The 14,747-nt window shown below is 59.7% G+C and carries 16 protein-coding genes; 7 read left to right on the forward strand and 9 right to left on the reverse strand.

The features are described from left to right. Nucleotides 1–57 precede the first annotated feature (57 nt). On the forward strand, nucleotides 58–1,245 hold the full coding sequence (gene cfaB / locus ASC85_RS11040) for a C17 cyclopropane fatty acid synthase CfaB (protein ID WP_046063340.1): 1,188 nt from the start codon (nucleotides 58–60) through the stop codon (nucleotides 1,243–1,245). Here cfaB and cls read toward each other — a convergent pair. After that, on the reverse strand, nucleotides 1,242–2,681 hold the full coding sequence (cls, locus tag ASC85_RS11045; protein WP_046063339.1) for a cardiolipin synthase: 1,440 nt from the start codon (nucleotides 2,679–2,681) through the stop codon (nucleotides 1,242–1,244). The two genes, cfaB and cls, sit on opposite strands and share 4 nt — an antisense overlap. Nucleotides 2,682–2,822: 141 nt before the next feature. Between cls and ASC85_RS11050 the strand changes: the two genes are divergently transcribed. Then, nucleotides 2,823–3,344 (forward strand): DUF3617 domain-containing protein, encoded by a 522-nt coding sequence (locus tag ASC85_RS11050; RefSeq protein WP_057449348.1) that lies wholly within the window; start codon nucleotides 2,823–2,825, stop codon nucleotides 3,342–3,344. Between the two features lie 156 nt (nucleotides 3,345–3,500). Here the strand turns inward: ASC85_RS11050 and ASC85_RS11055 are convergent, their stop codons facing one another. The 5 genes from ASC85_RS11055 to ASC85_RS31075 form a co-directional block, all read right to left on the reverse strand. Continuing rightward, nucleotides 3,501–4,376, reverse strand: a complete 876-nt coding sequence (locus ASC85_RS11055) for a metal ABC transporter substrate-binding protein (protein WP_046063337.1) — start codon at nucleotides 4,374–4,376, stop codon at nucleotides 3,501–3,503. 11 nt (nucleotides 4,377–4,387) lie between these two features. Continuing rightward, entirely contained in the window at nucleotides 4,388–5,254 is an 867-nt protein-coding gene (locus ASC85_RS11060; protein WP_003207012.1) for a metal ABC transporter permease, read from the reverse strand. Continuing rightward, nucleotides 5,254–5,922 (reverse strand): metal ABC transporter ATP-binding protein, encoded by a 669-nt coding sequence (locus tag ASC85_RS11065; protein WP_057449349.1) that lies wholly within the window; start codon nucleotides 5,920–5,922, stop codon nucleotides 5,254–5,256. Before ASC85_RS11065 ends, ASC85_RS11060 begins: the two co-directional genes overlap by 1 nt. Then, complete coding sequence (folE2, locus tag ASC85_RS11070; RefSeq protein WP_046063335.1) at nucleotides 5,919–6,815, reverse strand: GTP cyclohydrolase FolE2; 897 nt, start codon at nucleotides 6,813–6,815, stop codon at nucleotides 5,919–5,921. Before folE2 ends, ASC85_RS11065 begins: the two co-directional genes overlap by 4 nt. Before the next feature lie 116 nt (nucleotides 6,816–6,931). Beyond that, nucleotides 6,932–7,324 carry a glutamine synthetase gene (locus ASC85_RS31075; protein ID WP_082097963.1) on the reverse strand — a complete coding sequence of 131 codons (393 nt, stop codon included), beginning with the start codon at nucleotides 7,322–7,324 and terminating at the stop codon, nucleotides 6,932–6,934. 144 nt (nucleotides 7,325–7,468) lie between these two features. On the opposite strand from ASC85_RS31075, the gene zigA reads away from it, so the two are divergent. Together zigA and ASC85_RS11080 are read left to right on the forward strand one after the other, a co-directional pair. After that, nucleotides 7,469–8,677: a zinc metallochaperone GTPase ZigA gene (gene zigA / locus ASC85_RS11075; protein WP_046063334.1), complete on the forward strand. Its 1,209-nt coding sequence runs from the start codon at nucleotides 7,469–7,471 to the stop codon at nucleotides 8,675–8,677. Then, nucleotides 8,677–9,327: a DUF1826 domain-containing protein gene (locus tag ASC85_RS11080; protein ID WP_057449350.1), complete on the forward strand. Its 651-nt coding sequence runs from the start codon at nucleotides 8,677–8,679 to the stop codon at nucleotides 9,325–9,327. The genes zigA and ASC85_RS11080 overlap by 1 nt, the downstream gene beginning before the upstream one ends. Here the strand turns inward: ASC85_RS11080 and ASC85_RS11085 are convergent. After that, nucleotides 9,324–9,677: a hypothetical protein gene (locus tag ASC85_RS11085; RefSeq protein ID WP_057449351.1), complete on the reverse strand. Its 354-nt coding sequence runs from the start codon at nucleotides 9,675–9,677 to the stop codon at nucleotides 9,324–9,326. The genes ASC85_RS11080 and ASC85_RS11085 overlap by 4 nt on opposite strands. 27 nt (nucleotides 9,678–9,704) lie before the next feature. On the opposite strand from ASC85_RS11085, the gene ASC85_RS11090 reads away from it, so the two are divergent. Then, nucleotides 9,705–10,670 (forward strand): CobW family GTP-binding protein, encoded by a 966-nt coding sequence (locus ASC85_RS11090; RefSeq protein WP_057449352.1) that lies wholly within the window; start codon nucleotides 9,705–9,707, stop codon nucleotides 10,668–10,670. Between the two features lie 12 nt (nucleotides 10,671–10,682). On the opposite strand, the gene ASC85_RS11095 is transcribed toward ASC85_RS11090, so the two are convergent. Then, complete coding sequence (locus ASC85_RS11095; protein WP_046063331.1) at nucleotides 10,683–11,105, reverse strand: DUF3301 domain-containing protein; 423 nt, start codon at nucleotides 11,103–11,105, stop codon at nucleotides 10,683–10,685. Between the two features lie 119 nt (nucleotides 11,106–11,224). Between ASC85_RS11095 and pdxY the strand changes: the two genes are divergently transcribed. Further along, nucleotides 11,225–12,097, forward strand: a complete 873-nt coding sequence (gene pdxY / locus ASC85_RS11100; RefSeq protein ID WP_046063330.1) for a pyridoxal kinase PdxY — start codon at nucleotides 11,225–11,227, stop codon at nucleotides 12,095–12,097. Between the two features lie 134 nt (nucleotides 12,098–12,231). Here pdxY and ASC85_RS11105 read toward each other — a convergent pair whose 3' ends face one another. Further along, nucleotides 12,232–12,717 (reverse strand): acyl-CoA thioesterase, encoded by a 486-nt coding sequence (locus ASC85_RS11105; RefSeq protein WP_014340939.1) that lies wholly within the window; start codon nucleotides 12,715–12,717, stop codon nucleotides 12,232–12,234. A 278-nt stretch (nucleotides 12,718–12,995) separates the two neighbouring features. On the opposite strand from ASC85_RS11105, the gene ASC85_RS11110 reads away from it, so the two are divergent. Beyond that, entirely contained in the window at nucleotides 12,996–14,747 is a 1,752-nt protein-coding gene (locus ASC85_RS11110) for a cation:proton antiporter (protein WP_057449353.1), read from the forward strand.

Consider the following 14,747-nt stretch of genomic DNA (forward strand, 5'->3'; position numbering starts at 1 on the left):
TTTTTCTATGATGGTCTACCCTCATTTTCAGACGTCTGAAACAAGGGGGGATTTTTCATGCTCGCGCAACTTCCACCGGCCTTACAGAATCTGCATCTACCGCTTCGGCTGCGGCTCTGGGATGGCCATGAATTTTCACTGGGTGACGACCCCAGTGTCACGATCGTGGTCAAGGACCCACAAATGGTCGCGCAATTCACCCATCCCAGCCTGAATGCGCTAGGAGCGGCATTCGTCGAAGGCAAGCTGGAACTCGAAGGATCGATCCACGAAGTCATTCGTGTCTGCGATGAATGGAGCCAGGCATTGATTGAGGACGACGCCGACAACCTGCCGGTTCGATCGCTCCACGACAAGGAAACCGACGCCCAGGCGATCTCCTATCACTACGATCTGTCCAACGCGTTTTATCAGCTGTGGCTCGACAGCGACATGGCCTATTCCTGTGCCTATTTCGAGACGGGCAGCGAAACCCTCGAACAGGCCCAGCAAGCCAAATTCCGTCACTTGTGTCGCAAGCTGCGATTGCAGCCGGGTGACTATCTGCTGGATGTCGGTTGCGGGTGGGGCGGTCTGGCGCGTTACGCCGCACGCGAGTTTGGTGCCAAGGTCTTCGGTATTACCTTGAGCAAGGCACAGCTGATACTGGCTCGGGAACGGGTCAAGGCAGAGGGCCTGGAGGATCAGGTCGAGTTGCAGTTGCTGGATTACCGCGACCTGCCTCAGGACGGTCGCTTCGACAAAGTGGTCAGCGTTGGCATGTTCGAGCATGTCGGCCACGCCAACCTCAAGCAGTACTGCAAGACGCTATTCGGCGCAGTGCGTGAGGGCGGGTTGGTGATGAACCATGGCATCACCGCCAAGCACACCGACGGTCGTCCAGTCGGTCGCGGCGCCGGTGAATTCATTGAGAAGTACGTGTTCCCCAACGGTGAGCTGCCGCACTTGTCGATGATCTCTGCCGAGATCAGCGAAGCGGGGCTGGAAATCGTCGACGTGGAAAGCCTGCGCCTGCATTACGCGCGCACGCTCGATCATTGGAGTGAACGCCTGGAGGACAATCTCGAGGCCGCCGCGAAGGAAGTGCCGGAACAGGCGTTGCGGATCTGGCGTCTGTACCTGGCCGGCTGTGCCTACGCGTTCGCCAAGGGCTGGATCAATCTGCACCAGATCCTGGCGGTGAAGGCCCACGCCGACGGTAGCCATGAGTTGCCCTGGACCCGCGACGACATCTATATCCCTTAGAGAATCGGGGAAATAAGCCGGGCGATCCGCATGCCGATCTTCTGCAGGCGGTGGGTCTCCCGGCTTTCCTGTTTGTCGATTTCCACCGCTTGGGCGAAGTCCTGCTCAAGCATCTGCTCGACCTCGGTGGCGAACGGGATATCCACTGTGAGCAGCATGACTTCGAAATTCAGGCGGAACGAACGGTTGTCCAGGTTCGCACTGCCGATGGCGCTGATTTCCCGGTCGATCAGCACCACTTTCTGATGCAGGAAACCCGGCGTATAGCGGAACATCCGCACGCCGGCCCGCACTGCTTCAAACGCATACAGGCTGGACGCGGCGTAGACGATCTTGTGGTCGGGCCGCGAGGGCAGCAGGATGCGCACATCCACCCCGCGCAGCACCGCCAGGCGCAAGGCCGCGAACACCGCTTCGTCAGGGATGAAGTAAGGCGTTGTGATCCAGACTCGTTCGCTGGCCGCATGGATAGCCTCGACGAAAAACAGCGAACAGGTTTCGTAGGCATCGGCCGGGCCGCTGGTCAACAACTGGCAGAGCACACCGTCGTCCGGGTAGGTGTCTGGCAGGATCAGCGGTGGCAGCGAACGGGCCGCCCAGAACCAGTCCTCGGCAAACGACTCTTGCATACTCCCCACCACCGGGCCGCAGACTTCGACATGGGTGTCGCGCCACGGCGCCAGAGGCGGCTTTTCGCTCATGTATTCATCGCCCACGTTGTGCCCGCCGACGAAACCTAGAACGCCATCCACCGCCACGATCTTGCGGTGGTTGCGAAAGTTGACCTGGAACCGATTGAGCCAGCCGCTGCGGGTGGCGAAGGCTTTCACATGGACACCACCGTCGCGCAGCGCCTGGACGTAGCGGTGGGGCAGGGAGTGGCTACCAATGCGGTCATAAAGCAGATACACCGCCACGCCTTCGGCGGCTTTTTTCAGAAGCAGTGCCTGCAGGCGTAGGCCGAGGCGGTCGTCGTGGATGATGAAAAATTGAATCAGCACGGCCTGCCGCGCGTTATCGATGGCCTGGAAGATCGCCTCGAACGTGGCCTGCCCATTGACGAGCAAGCGCACCTGATTGTTCGCCAGGCACGGTGTGCGCCCCAGCTTGGGCATGGCCCGTAACGAGTCGTAGGCCTGGGACGCGCGGGCGGTCAAAGCTTCTTCGACCCACGGCCGCCAGTTCAGCTCGGAGATCGCCTTGCGCATCTCTTCGTTGGCTTGTCGGCGAGCCTTGATGTAGCCATCAAAGGTGCTGCGCCCGAAAACCAAGTAAGGAATCAACGTCAGGTAGGGAATGAACAGCAGCGACAGGGCCCAGGCAATCGAGCCTTGGGCCGTGCGCACCGTTAGTACGGCGTGGACGGCGGCGATGGAACCCAGGGTGTGGAGCAGCGCGATCAGGTAACCGAAAACATGCGGGCCGAAATAATCCATGGGGCAGCCTTGCTCCGGAAGCTTCAATGCTTAACAGACCATGTTCCATGGCAAATGTCGCTATTTAATTCGCTTGTCCCGGGCCTGAACCGAAGCCTGTGGACGGCGTCTAACGGCCACTTGTCCTCTGGAGTTTATGCAATGAATGTTCGTCTGCTGGGTGTGGCCTTGGCAATTGTCTTGGCGGTTCCGATGGCCGCTCAGGCGCAGATGCTTCAGCCGGGTTTGTGGGAACTGACCACCAGCAACATGAAGGTCGATAACCAGAACTTGCCGGACCTGCAATTGATCCTCGGCCAGTTGCAAACCCAGATGACCCCGGAGCAACGGGCGATGCTGGAAAAGCAGGGCATCACCATGGGCGGTAAAGGCATTCGCGTCTGCCTGACCCCGGCGCAGGTGCAAACCAATGACATTCCGTTGCAAGACCCGCAATCGGGTTGCAAGCAGCAGATCACCGAGCGCACCGGCAATCAGTGGAAGTTTCGCTTCAGTTGCCCGAAAGCCCAGGGTAATGGCGTTGCGACGTTCCAGAGCGATCGTGAATTCACCACCAAGGTCAACGGCACGTTCAATGCCACCGGCATCCAGCAGAACGGCAGCCTCGACACGCGCGCGGTGTGGCTGGGGCAGGATTGCGGGACGGTCAAGCCGAGGGCTTGAAGCGGGTATGAAGTAATCGTTTGGAGAATCTGTGGGAGCAAAGCTTGCTCGCGATGCGGGCAACTTGGTCAATCGCCAAGCGCGTTATCGTTCATCGCGGGCAAGCCTTGCTCCCACAAGTGCTCTATCAGGGCAAGCCTTGCCACAAGTGCTGGATCAAGGCCGACTCAGCGCCTCATACAACGTATTGAGGTTGTATTCGAAAAGACCAGTAAAGGTGCTGGCCTGTCCGCTGGCCGCGAGTGCATCGGAGTACAGCGTGCCGCCGATGTGAGCGCCGCTCTCGTCGGCGATCTGCTTGAGCAGGCGCGCATCCTTGATGTTTTCCATGAACACCGCTTTGACCTTCGCCTGACGGATCTGGGTAATCAGCGCCGCGACTTCTGCCGCCGACGGCTCACGCTCTGTGGATAAACCCTGGGGTGCCATGAACTCGATGCCATAGGCCTGGCCCAGGTAACCGAATGCATCGTGGGACGTTACGATCTTGCGATTGCCTGGTGGCAACGCACCGAGTTTGGCCTTGGCTTCGGCGAGCAGGGCATAGATTTTCTTCAGGTACGCCTGGCTGTTGCGTTCGTAGTCGGCCTTGTTGGCCGGGTCGGCAGCTTCCAATGCCTTGGTGATGTTGCTGACATACAGCTCGGCGTTCGCCAGGTTGTGCCAGGCGTGCGGGTCGGGGATGGTCTCGCCATCCTCATCCAGTGAACGCGGGATGACGCCGCGACTGGCGCTGATCACCGGGGCAGTGGTTTCAGTGCTGGTCACCAGGCGATCCAACCATGGCTCGAAGCCCAGTCCATTCTTGATGATCAGCTTTGCCTTGAGCAATGCCTTGGCGTCGTCTGGCGTGGGTTCGTAGGTGTGTGCGTCGGCGTCCGGCCCGACCATGTTGGTGATTTGGATATGCTCACCGCCGACCTGTCGGGTCATGTCGGCGAGGATGCTGAAGCTGGTCACCACCTGGAGTTTTTCAGCGGCGGACAGGGACATGGACAGCATCAGACTGATTAGCACGAGCAGAACGCGCATCGGGAAACACCTCATTGGGATGTGAGCAAAGGCGGGCGGCGCAGCAAGCCGTGCACCGGACCGAATACCACCGACAGCAGGTACAACGCGCCCGCCACCAGCACGATGGACGGCCCGCTGGGCAGTGAGTAATAGAAGGACAACAACAGACCAAGCCACACCGAGAGGCAACCGAGCAGCGCCGCGATCAGCATCAGGAGTGGCAGGCGACGGCTCCAGAATCGTGACGCGGCGGCTGGCAGCATCATCAGGCCGACCACCATCAGCGCACCGATGGCCTGGAAGCCGATCACCAGGTTCAACACCACCAGGGTCAGGAATACGCCATGGGCCAGCGGGCCAAGACGACTGACGGTTTGCAGGAACAGTGGGTCCAGGGTATCGAGCAGCAAGGGTCGGTAAATCAATGCCATCGCCAACAGGCTGGCACCGGACACCCAGAGCATGCCGGTGAGCGTCGGGCCGTCCACCGCCAAGGCTGAGCCGAATAGCAGGTGTAGCAAGTCCAGGCGTTTACCGGCCATGCCGAGTATCAATACGCCGGCCGCCAGGGAAATGGGATAAATCGCGGCGAGGCTGGCGTCTTCCCTTAGACCGGTTCGCCGAGTAATCCAGGCGGCGAGCCCGGCCATGCTCAGGCCCGCGCCCAGGCCGCCAATGGTCAAGGCGGGCAGGCTCAACCCGGCAAACCAGAAACCGAGGGCGGCGCCAGGCAAAATGCCGTGCGCTACGGCGTCACCAATCAGGCTCATGCGCCGAAGAATCAGGAACACGCCCAACGGCGCCGTGCTGCACGCCAGCACCAGGCCGCCAAGCAAGGCCCTGCGCATGAAGACAAACTCTTGAAACGGTTGCCAGAGATGAGTGGCAGCAAGCATCAGGCCACCCACGTGTGGGGTTGTTGAGCGATCAAGTCGACACTAGGGCCCAGCACGCAGCCGTTGTTGCTGATCAGCAGTGTATGGGGGATGTGTTGGCGGACCGCTGCCAGATCATGGCACACCACCACGACGGTTCGGCCCAGGGCATGCCAGTGATGGAGGTGTTTCCACAGCAGCGCCTGGCCCTGTTCGTCGAGGGCGGCGTGGGGTTCGTCGAGCAACAGCAGTGGCGCTTCGGCCAGGCTCAGGCGAGCGAGCAGGGCACGTTGCAACTCGCCTCCAGACAGCGCCATTAGCGGACGATGTTCGAGTCCGGTCAACGCCCAGTCGGCCAGTACGGTCTGGAGCAACTGCCTGCGCATGGCTGGCGTGTGTCGATTACCCCAGGAACCGGCGGCCACCAACTCTTGCAAACTGATGGGGAATTGCCGATCCAGATGTTGCTGCTGAGGCATGAACGAAACTCCACCACGGCGTGGAACATCCAAGGTGACTTTGCCGGAGAGCGGTTTTTGCAGCCCCGCGAGCACTTTCAACAGGCTGCTTTTTCCCGAGCCGTTGGCACCGATAATGGCGGTGAGACTGCCGGCCGGTCGCTGCATCGCGAGCGGCGGCGTGAGGGGTTGCCCGGGGGCGCCCCAGCGCAGCGCTTGGCAGTTGATCATGATGCGTCCCGGGTCCAGCGGCTTTGCGCCACGGCGTCATGGGCGTGCAGGCTTTCGGCGTGAACGACGCGTACATTCAGGGCAGCGATGTCGGGTAACCGCCTCAGGGCCGTGCTTAATCTTCGCGCGGCGTCTTCGCAGAACATCAGGTTTTGGCCGTTGGCTAGGGCGAAGGCCTGTTCGTCGGCGCGCTTGACGGCGGTCTGCACAGCGGTGCCGAGGGCTGCTTCGGCTTCGTTGATGAAAGACTGCAGCGGCAAATCGTCGGCATCGGCGTTCAGACGGAGGGTCAGGGTCGCCGTACTGCGTTGGCTATGAGGGGTGGCGACGATGCCGTTTGACGAACCTAGCCAGGCCAGGATCTCGGCGTGCTCAAGTTTTTGGTTAGCGAAGTCGTCGACGAATTGCTGTTGGATCAATTGCCGGGCAAGTGCGGCCGAACAAGGGCAGGTGGAGGAATAGGGAATCTGAATGCTCAGTTCCACGTGGAACATTGCGTTTTTCAAGTGGGCTTCGATGCTCACCGGATAGCGTTTCCAACCCTCCAGTGGGCTGATCAACGCCGGACGTTTGAGCAACAGATCGGCATGCACACTGAGCGATGCGGTATGGGACAAACCTTCATGGCTATCGAGAAATTGCTGCAGGATTCGGCGCAATAACGCTGGCGAAAGCGTCGTCTCTTCGAGCAGCTCCAGCGCCAGGTACAAGCGTGACATGTGAATGCCGCGCGCCTCACCGTCATCAAGGCTGACACCCGCGTCGGCCATTGCACTGAGACGCTGGCCGTCGATCAACACCGGTGTTGCGATGCCACACATACCCACCCAATCAAGGGGCAGGGTTTGACGTGAAGCCTGCGCAGCGATGTCGGGCAGGGTTAACGCGTTCATGGTCAAAGTCCATCGAAGGTTCAAAATTAGATGTTATAGTATAACATCTAATTTAAAGAAACCTTTTCCATGAAAGGAGTTTCATTTCCCCAAACGTGCACGTTCCACGTGAAACATCAGCGCGATGAATCCTGGCAACCGTTCATGCGCCCGCATACAAATGCGCCCCCACTACCACCGGAGCTCGAGAAACGATTAAGGGTCGTCCAGCCCACTCGCCGGCTGTATCCGACCCAACTTTCTCCATCCGATGCCAAGCCAGTAAAGAAGGTGAGCTGACCGTAACGGCTGTTTGTTTGCGCCCAATAACGACGACTGGCCGCTTCAAAACCTCGTAAATAAATGGTGTTTCCAGCCGTCGCGACGCTATAGGCATTGCCTTGGCTATCCACGCACGCCAGTAAATTCGCACTGCGGGTGCAGTTCGCCAGGAGTGGACTTTGGGCCGCAGCGCCTAGCGCCCACAGCAACAGCGGGCCCGCAAAAATAAACTTCAGACGATTGCGCATGGATTGCTCTCAGACCAATGAGGACAGGCGGGGCTGGTTGAATGGCGCTGTTATACTATAACATAAAAACAACCGGATCCTGAACCACGCCAAACCCTGGAAACGAGCCGTAGTCGAAGCGGCCGCCCGATGAGGATATACCTGATGCCCAATCGTCTTCCCGTAACCGTCCTTTCCGGATTTCTCGGTGCTGGCAAAAGCACGCTGCTCAACCACGTTTTGCGTAATCGCGACAATCTACGGGTCGCGGTGATCGTCAATGATATGAGCGAGATCAACATCGATGGCAGCGAAGTCCAGCGAGATGTCACCCTGAGTCGTTCCGAAGAAAAACTGGTGGAAATGAGCAACGGCTGCATCTGCTGCACGTTGCGCGAGGACTTGCTCGAAGAAGTTGGGCAACTCGCCAGGGAAGGGCGTTTCGATTACCTGCTGATCGAGTCCACAGGTATTTCCGAACCGTTGCCGGTGGCAGAAACCTTCACATTTCGTGATGAAGAAGGCCGAAGCCTGGCCGATGTTGCGCGGCTCGACACCATGGTGACGGTGGTCGATGGGGTGAATTTCCTGCTGGATTACCAAGCCGCTGAAAGCCTTGCTTCACGGGGTGAAACCCTGGGTGAGGACGATGAACGCTCGATCACCGACCTGCTGATCGAACAGATCGAGTTTGCCGACGTGATTCTGATCAGCAAGATCGACCTGATCAGCCAGCATGAACGGGAAGAGTTGACCGTGATTCTGCAGCGTCTCAACGCCCAGGCACAGATCATCCCCATGGTCATGGGGCAGGTGCCGCTGGGCAGAATCCTCGACACAGGCCTTTTCGACTTCGAACGCGCCGCCCAGGCCCCTGGCTGGCTGCAGGAGCTGCGTGGCGAGCACGTGCCAGAAACCGAGGAATATGGCATCGCCTCGACCGCCTATCGGGCACGCCGACCGTTTCATCCCGAGCGCTTTTTCAGTTTCATCGACCGTCCATGGCCTAACGGCAAACTCCTGCGCTCCAAGGGGTTCTTCTGGCTGGCCAGCAAACCTGAGGAGGCGGGCAGTTGGTCCCAGGCCGGGGGCTTGATGCGGCATGGTTTTGCCGGGCGCTGGTGGCGGTTCGTGCCGAAAAACCAATGGCCGCAGGATGAAGAGAGCACAGCGGCGATCATGAAGAACTGGCTCGCTGCCACAGGCGATTGCCGTCAGGAGCTGGTCTTCATTGGTCAGGACATCAACTTCAGCCAGCTCACCGCTGAATTGGACGCTTGCTTGCTCACAGACGCGGAAATGGCCTTAGGCGCCGAAAATTGGCGCTTGTTACCCGATCCGTTCGGTCCATGGCATGAAGAGGTGGCAGCGTGATGCTGGCGCCCAGTTTGAAAAGGGCGGTGCCGGTACGGCAGGCCCAAGGTGACACGCCAGGGGTATTCACGCAGATCCTGGACGACGGCACCAACCTGGCGGTCTGGCAGCGTCAGCTTCCTGCACACATCAGCGATTTTGCGGCCATGGTGCTGGCGATGGACCAGTCGCTGGCCGAATCACGCGTGCTCGAGTTGCCGGAGGAAGACACGCAGCCGGCGTTGCAGGGCCTGGCTGCAGGTTTCAGCGACCTGAAAGGCTATGAAGGCTTTATCGCCGATGTCTCCTGGCTGGTCAGTGCATTTGCCTGCCTATTGGGTGCCCAATGTGTCGGCCTGCGCCTGCGCACGCTGGACAAGGCGATGTGTCCGCGCTTTCACGTTGACCACGTGCCGGTGCGGCTGCTGACCACCTATGCGGGCGTCGGCAGCCAGTGGCTTGAGGAAGGTGCCATGGACCGTCGACGACTTGCCGAGCCTGAGGCTGAGCCCAGTGATCCGCGCGTGATCCAGCAGTTTCGTTGCGGTGATGTGGGTTTGCTTAAAGGCGAAAAATGGCAAGGCAACGAAGGCCTTGGCCTGATCCATCGATCACCGGAGCTCGCGCCGGGAGAGCGTCGATTGATTCTCACGCTGGATTGGCTGGCTTAAGGCTTGAGCCAGGTGCCTTGGCTCTGCCCTTCGCAAAAGGGCTGCAGATAAGCGGCATCGGTCGCCACGCCGTAATAGTGAATATCCTGGCGGTAAGGCATATTGGCGATCTGGGCGTTGCTGCAAACGCCAAACGCGCCGCCGGGGCATTGATCGACGTATTGCACCTCGACCTTCTGGCCGGCAAGGTTTGGCTGGCAGAAACCATCGGCAAACAGCTTCTGCGGGATGTTGCGGTTCTGCTGGCAGACTTTCACGTCCAGCCGCTCCGCCTGGCTGTGGACCACGCAAGCCTGGGCCAATGCCTGGTTCGAAGTCAGTGCCAGTAACAACCAGCCGATCATTCGCATATTCACCTCCATCGAAAGCCGTCGATTATGTTGCAGCACATTCCCACCCATGTCATCGCCGGTCCCTTGGGCGCCGGCAAGACCAGCCTGATCAGGCATCTGCTGGCGCAGCGCCCGGCCAATGAGCGCTGGGCGGTGCTGATCAATGAGTTCGGCCAGATCGGCCTGGATGCCGCGTTGCTGACCCAGGCGGGCGATGGTATCGCACTGGGCGAAGTGGCCGGTGGCTGCTTGTGCTGCGTCAACGGCGCGCCGTTTCAGATCGGTCTTGGGCGTTTGCTACGCAAGGCCCGGCCAGATCGGCTGTTCATCGAACCCTCGGGCCTGGGTCATCCGGCACAGTTGCTGCGACAGTTGAGCGAAGCGCCATGGCTCGGCGTGCTGACGGTGCAACCCTGTGTGCTGGTGTTGGATGCCCGGGCGATGGCGGACGGCAAGCCCTTGCCCGACGCGCAGCAACAAACCCTGGCGGATGCCGGACTGCTGGTGCTGAACAAGTCCGAGACCCTCACACAAGCCGATCGCGAACGGCTGACGGCGCAACTGCCAGGACGTACGTTGTACTGGACGCAACAGGCTGCGCTGCCGATTGATCGATTGCCAGGCCTTGCGGCTCGGGGCAGCGGAGCTGTGGATAACTTGATCTTGCCCAAGAGCCTGAGCCAGATACCGGCCATTTGGTCCGACCCAACGCTGCCGATCTGCTTGTATCAGCAGCAGGAAGGTGGCTGGAGTATTGGTTGGCGCTGGCACCCTAGCCAGCAATTCGACGCAGCGGCATTGACGCGATGGCTACAAGGCCAAGACTGGAAACGGGCGAAGATGGTTATCCACAGCGTTGACGGTTGGCTTTCAACCAATGCGCTGGAGGGGGCGGCGCTGGGTTGGCAAGCCAGTGAGTGGCGCCAGGATTCTCGGATCGAGCTGATTTTCGATCGGGCGCAAGACGTTGATGGTCTGCAAGCCGGGCTGGCGAATTGTCAGTGTCGCTGAGTCAGCCGTGTTTCATGGCTTCCATTTGTTGTGTTCCTGGCGCCATTGGCTCAACTCGATGACTTCAGCCCTGGGCCTGGCCTGGACCGGTTCAATCGGCGTTGGCGGTGTTTCTTCGAAGGGCATCGGGTAGGGCGCCAGCTCTATTTGTGCGCTGTGGGCACCAAACTGGGTGATGGTGCCCGAATGGCGGCTTTCGCCGGTGACGGTGAACTCGAAGGTGTAGACGCGAGCCAGCCGTCGTCGTCCGCTGGCGTCTTTCACGAAACCGATCTTTTTCAGCGCCACGTTGCCGTCCAGCAGCTCGATCTTGAGGTTGGCGCAATGCTGCACGACCCTCGCCAACGCCCGTTCGCGCAAGCCATGGTTGTGCCACAGCCAGGCGCCGCCGGTAGCCAGCAACATCAGCACGAAAATGTTTCCAAGGGTCAGCATGAACGAAGTGCTCCAACAAGTTGCTGCCAGCTTAACTGTCTCGCCGGTCTGTCGTATAGGCTGCGTTTAGTCGCATACTGCGCGGCTTGAATTTCAATCGTTTTACGGAAATTTCCCGCATGAAACGTACGCCTCATCTGCTTGCCATTCAGTCCCACGTGGTGTTCGGACACGCCGGCAATAGCGCCGCAGTGTTTCCGATGCAGCGGGTTGGCGTGAACGTTTGGCCGCTCAACACCGTGCAGTTTTCCAATCACACCCAGTACGGCCAATGGGCCGGTGAAGTGCTGGCCCCAGAGCAGATACCGGCATTGGTAGAAGGCATTGCGGCCATCGGTGAGCTGGGCCATTGCGATGCGGTGTTGTCCGGTTACCTGGGCAGCGCGGCTCAGGGGCGGGCGATTCTGACGGGCGTGGCGCGGATCAAGGCCGCCAATCCGAAGGCGCTGTACCTGTGTGACCCGGTTATGGGGCATCCAGAGAAGGGCTGTATCGTGGCGCCCGAGGTGAGCGAGTTTCTCCTGGAAGAAGCTGCTGCCGTGGCGGACCTCATGTGCCCGAACCAACTGGAGCTGGACAGTTTTTCAGGGCGCAAGGCGCAATCGTTGCTCGATTGCCTGGCCATGGCCAGGGCATTGCTGGCCCGTGGCCCGAAGGCAGTGCTGGTCAAGCACCTGGCCTACCCTGGCAAGCCGGATGACAGCTTCGAAATGCTGTTGGTGACCGCCGAGGGCAGTTGGCACCTGCGCCGTCCGCTGTTGGCTTTCCCGCGTCAGCCGGTGGGCGTGGGTGACCTGACGTCAGGGTTGTTCCTGGCGCGGATACTGTTGGGGGACAGTCTGGTGGCGGCGCTCGAGTTCACTGCCGCAGCGGTGCATGAAGTGCTGCTGGAAACCCAGGCCTGCACAAGCTATGAGCTGGAACTGGTCCGCGCCCAGGACCGGATCGCCCATCCACGGGTGCGGTTCGAGGCTGTGCCGATCAGTCTCTGATCGCACCCGGGGAAATGCTGCAAATCCCTGTGGGAGCGAGCTTGCTCGCGATGGCGGTCTAACAGTCGACATTGATGTTGAATGTAATGGCCTCATCGCGAGCAAGCTCCCCACAATTGATTTTCGGCGGTCGCTTAGGGCCCGTCTGCCTTGATGTCCTGATAACGCTTTTCCAGTTCCTGGCGAATCTGCCGGCGTTGCTGGGCTTGTTCGTAGCGGCGTTTTTCTTCGCTGTTGTGTGGCTGCAAGGGCGGCACGGCTGCGGGTTTACGCAGGTCATCCACCGCAACCATGGTGAAGAAGCAACTGTTGGTGTGGCGCACCGAGCGTTCGCGAATATTTTCGGTCACGACTTTGATGCCCACTTCCATCGACGTGTTGCCGGTGTAGTTCACCGAGGCCAGGAAGGTCACCAGTTCGCCGACATGAATCGGCTCACGGAAAATGACCTGGTCAACCGACAGGGTCACCACGTAGCGCCCGGCGTAGCGGCTGGCGCAGGCGTAGGCGACTTCGTCGAGGTATTTGAGCAAGGTGCCGCCATGGACATTGCCAGAGAAGTTGGCCATATCGGGGGTCATCAACACCGTCATCGACAGTTGGGCGTTTCCGGGTTCCATAACGTACTCACGGTTCAAGGCAGCAATTCGGGAGTGCACCTCTGCGGGTGCTGGTGGGTGGCCTGCAAACAGGTCACCAGGTTTTAAAAACCACCGATATCGGGACGCTGCGCCTGTGGTTGCCGTCACGCGCCGATGGATCTGTTTCCATATATTGCACCGTCTTTTTGTCGAAAGTCGCGGTGTTACCCTTCAAAAGCCCGTTGTGAGGGCAATTCCTACAGAGGAAATGGATTTCTCCAGCTCTGCGATGAGTCATTTGAACAGGGAGCTCCGACATGCATGCCATTAGTTTCATTCAAGACTTGGCAATCATCATGATGGCAGCGGGGCTGGTGACCGTGCTCTTTCATCGTTTCAAGCAACCGGTGGTATTGGGCTACATCGTGGCCGGCTTCATCATTGGCCCGCATACGCCACCGTTCGGTTTTATTCACGACGAAGACACGATCAAGACCCTGGCCGAGCTTGGGGTGATCTTCCTGATGTTTTGCCTGGGCCTGGAATTCAGCCTGCGAAAGCTGTTCAAGGTTGGGGCCACGGCCTTCATCGCGGCGTTCCTCGAAATCGTGCTGATGATCTGGATCGGCTATGAAATCGGCCGCTGGTTCGAGTGGAGCACCATGGACTCGCTGTTCCTCGGTGCGATCCTGGCCATTTCCTCCACCACCATCATCGTCAAGGCCCTCAACGACCTGAAGATGAAGAACGAGCGCTTCGCGCAGCTGATTTTCGGGGTGTTGATCGTCGAGGACATTCTGGGCATTGGCATCATCGCCTTGCTGTCGAGCATTGCCGTCAGCGGCACCGTGAGTTCCGGCGAAGTGTTCTCCACGGTCGGCAAGTTGTCGTTGTTCATGATCGTCGCGTTGGTCGTCGGCATTCTGCTGGTGCCGAGGGTACTAGCCTATGTGGCGAAGTTCGACAGCAACGAAATGCTGCTGATTACTGTGTTGGGATTGTGTTTCGGCTTCTGCCTGTTGGTGGTGAAGCTGGAATACAGCATGGTGCTCGGGGCGTTCCTGATCGGTGCGATCATGGCTGAGTCCCGGCAACTGCTGAAAATCGAGCGGCTGGTGGAACCGGTGCGGGATCTGTTCAGCGCGATCTTCTTCGTCGCTATCGGGCTGATGCTCGACCCGGCGATATTGCTGCAGTACGCCTGGCCGATTGCGGTGATCACGGGCGCAGTGGTGCTCGGCAAGATGTTGTCCTGCGGCCTCGGTGCCTTTATCGCCGGCAACGACGGACGCACCTCGCTGCGCGTTGGGATGGGCCTTTCGCAGATCGGCGAATTCTCCTTCATCATCGCGTCGTTGGGGATGACCCTGCAAGTCACCAGCGATTTCCTCTATCCGGTTGCGGTCGCCGTCTCGGTGTTGACTACTCTGCTGACGCCGTACCTGATCCGGGCCGCCGACCCACTGTCCGTCAAGTTGGCGACGGTCATGCCGCAACGGTTGACACGGGTGTTGGGGATGTATGGCGAATGGCTGCGCAGCATCCAGCCCCACGGAGAGGGGGCGGTGGTGGCCTCGATGATCAGGCGGATTTTGCTGCAGGTCGGGGTCAACCTGGCGCTGGTCATCGCGATTTTCGTTTCGGGTGGTTTTTTCGCCGAGCGGATGTCGGCGTACCTGCAAGCATGGATCAGCGACCCGAGCTGGCAGAAGGCATTGATCTGGGGCGGGGCGTTGCTGCTGTCGCTACCGTTCCTGATCGCCGCCTATCGCAAGCTCAAGGCGCTGTCGATGCTGCTGGCGGAGATGGGCGTGAAGCCGGAGATGGCTGGCCGCCACACCCAGCGCGTGCGTCGGGTGATCGCCGAAGTGATCCCGATTCTCTCGTTGCTGGTGATTTTCCTGCTATTGGCAGCCTTGTCGGCCAGCATTCTGCCGACCAACAAGTTGCTCGTACTGATCGCCGTGGTGGCGACTGCCGTGGCGGCATTGCTCTGGCGCTGGTTCATCCGCCTGCATACGCGCATGCAGGTGGCCTTGCTTGAAACCCTGGACAACCACAAGGAATAG

The sequence above is a fragment of the Pseudomonas sp. Root401 genome (assembly GCF_001425105.1).
Lineage (GTDB): Bacteria > Pseudomonadota > Gammaproteobacteria > Pseudomonadales > Pseudomonadaceae > Aquipseudomonas > Aquipseudomonas brassicacearum.

Bases quoted from the DNA above. Each gene is read 5' to 3' on its own strand.
- ASC85_RS11110 (WP_057449353.1), top strand. From the start codon at position 12,996: ATGCATGCCATTAGTTTCATTCAAGACTTGGCAATCATCATGATGGCA.
- ASC85_RS11060 (WP_003207012.1), bottom strand. From the start codon at position 5,254: ATGCTTGCTGCCACTCATCTCTGGCAACCGTTTCAAGAGTTTGTCTTC.
- cls (WP_046063339.1), bottom strand. From the start codon at position 2,681: ATGGATTATTTCGGCCCGCATGTTTTCGGTTACCTGATCGCGCTGCTC.
- ASC85_RS11095 (WP_046063331.1), bottom strand. From the start codon at position 11,105: ATGCTGACCCTTGGAAACATTTTCGTGCTGATGTTGCTGGCTACCGGC.
- ASC85_RS11105 (WP_014340939.1), bottom strand. From the start codon at position 12,717: ATGGAACCCGGAAACGCCCAACTGTCGATGACGGTGTTGATGACCCCC.
- cfaB (WP_046063340.1), top strand. From the start codon at position 58: ATGCTCGCGCAACTTCCACCGGCCTTACAGAATCTGCATCTACCGCTT.
- ASC85_RS11080 (WP_057449350.1), top strand. From the start codon at position 8,677: ATGCTGGCGCCCAGTTTGAAAAGGGCGGTGCCGGTACGGCAGGCCCAA.
- pdxY (WP_046063330.1), top strand. From the start codon at position 11,225: ATGAAACGTACGCCTCATCTGCTTGCCATTCAGTCCCACGTGGTGTTC.
- ASC85_RS11085 (WP_057449351.1), bottom strand. From the start codon at position 9,677: ATGCGAATGATCGGCTGGTTGTTACTGGCACTGACTTCGAACCAGGCA.
- folE2 (WP_046063335.1), bottom strand. From the start codon at position 6,815: ATGAACGCGTTAACCCTGCCCGACATCGCTGCGCAGGCTTCACGTCAA.
- ASC85_RS11050 (WP_057449348.1), top strand. From the start codon at position 2,823: ATGAATGTTCGTCTGCTGGGTGTGGCCTTGGCAATTGTCTTGGCGGTT.
- ASC85_RS31075 (WP_082097963.1), bottom strand. From the start codon at position 7,324: ATGCGCAATCGTCTGAAGTTTATTTTTGCGGGCCCGCTGTTGCTGTGG.
- ASC85_RS11065 (WP_057449349.1), bottom strand. From the start codon at position 5,922: ATGATCAACTGCCAAGCGCTGCGCTGGGGCGCCCCCGGGCAACCCCTC.
- ASC85_RS11055 (WP_046063337.1), bottom strand. From the start codon at position 4,376: ATGCGCGTTCTGCTCGTGCTAATCAGTCTGATGCTGTCCATGTCCCTG.
- ASC85_RS11090 (WP_057449352.1), top strand. From the start codon at position 9,705: ATGTTGCAGCACATTCCCACCCATGTCATCGCCGGTCCCTTGGGCGCC.
- zigA (WP_046063334.1), top strand. From the start codon at position 7,469: ATGCCCAATCGTCTTCCCGTAACCGTCCTTTCCGGATTTCTCGGTGCT.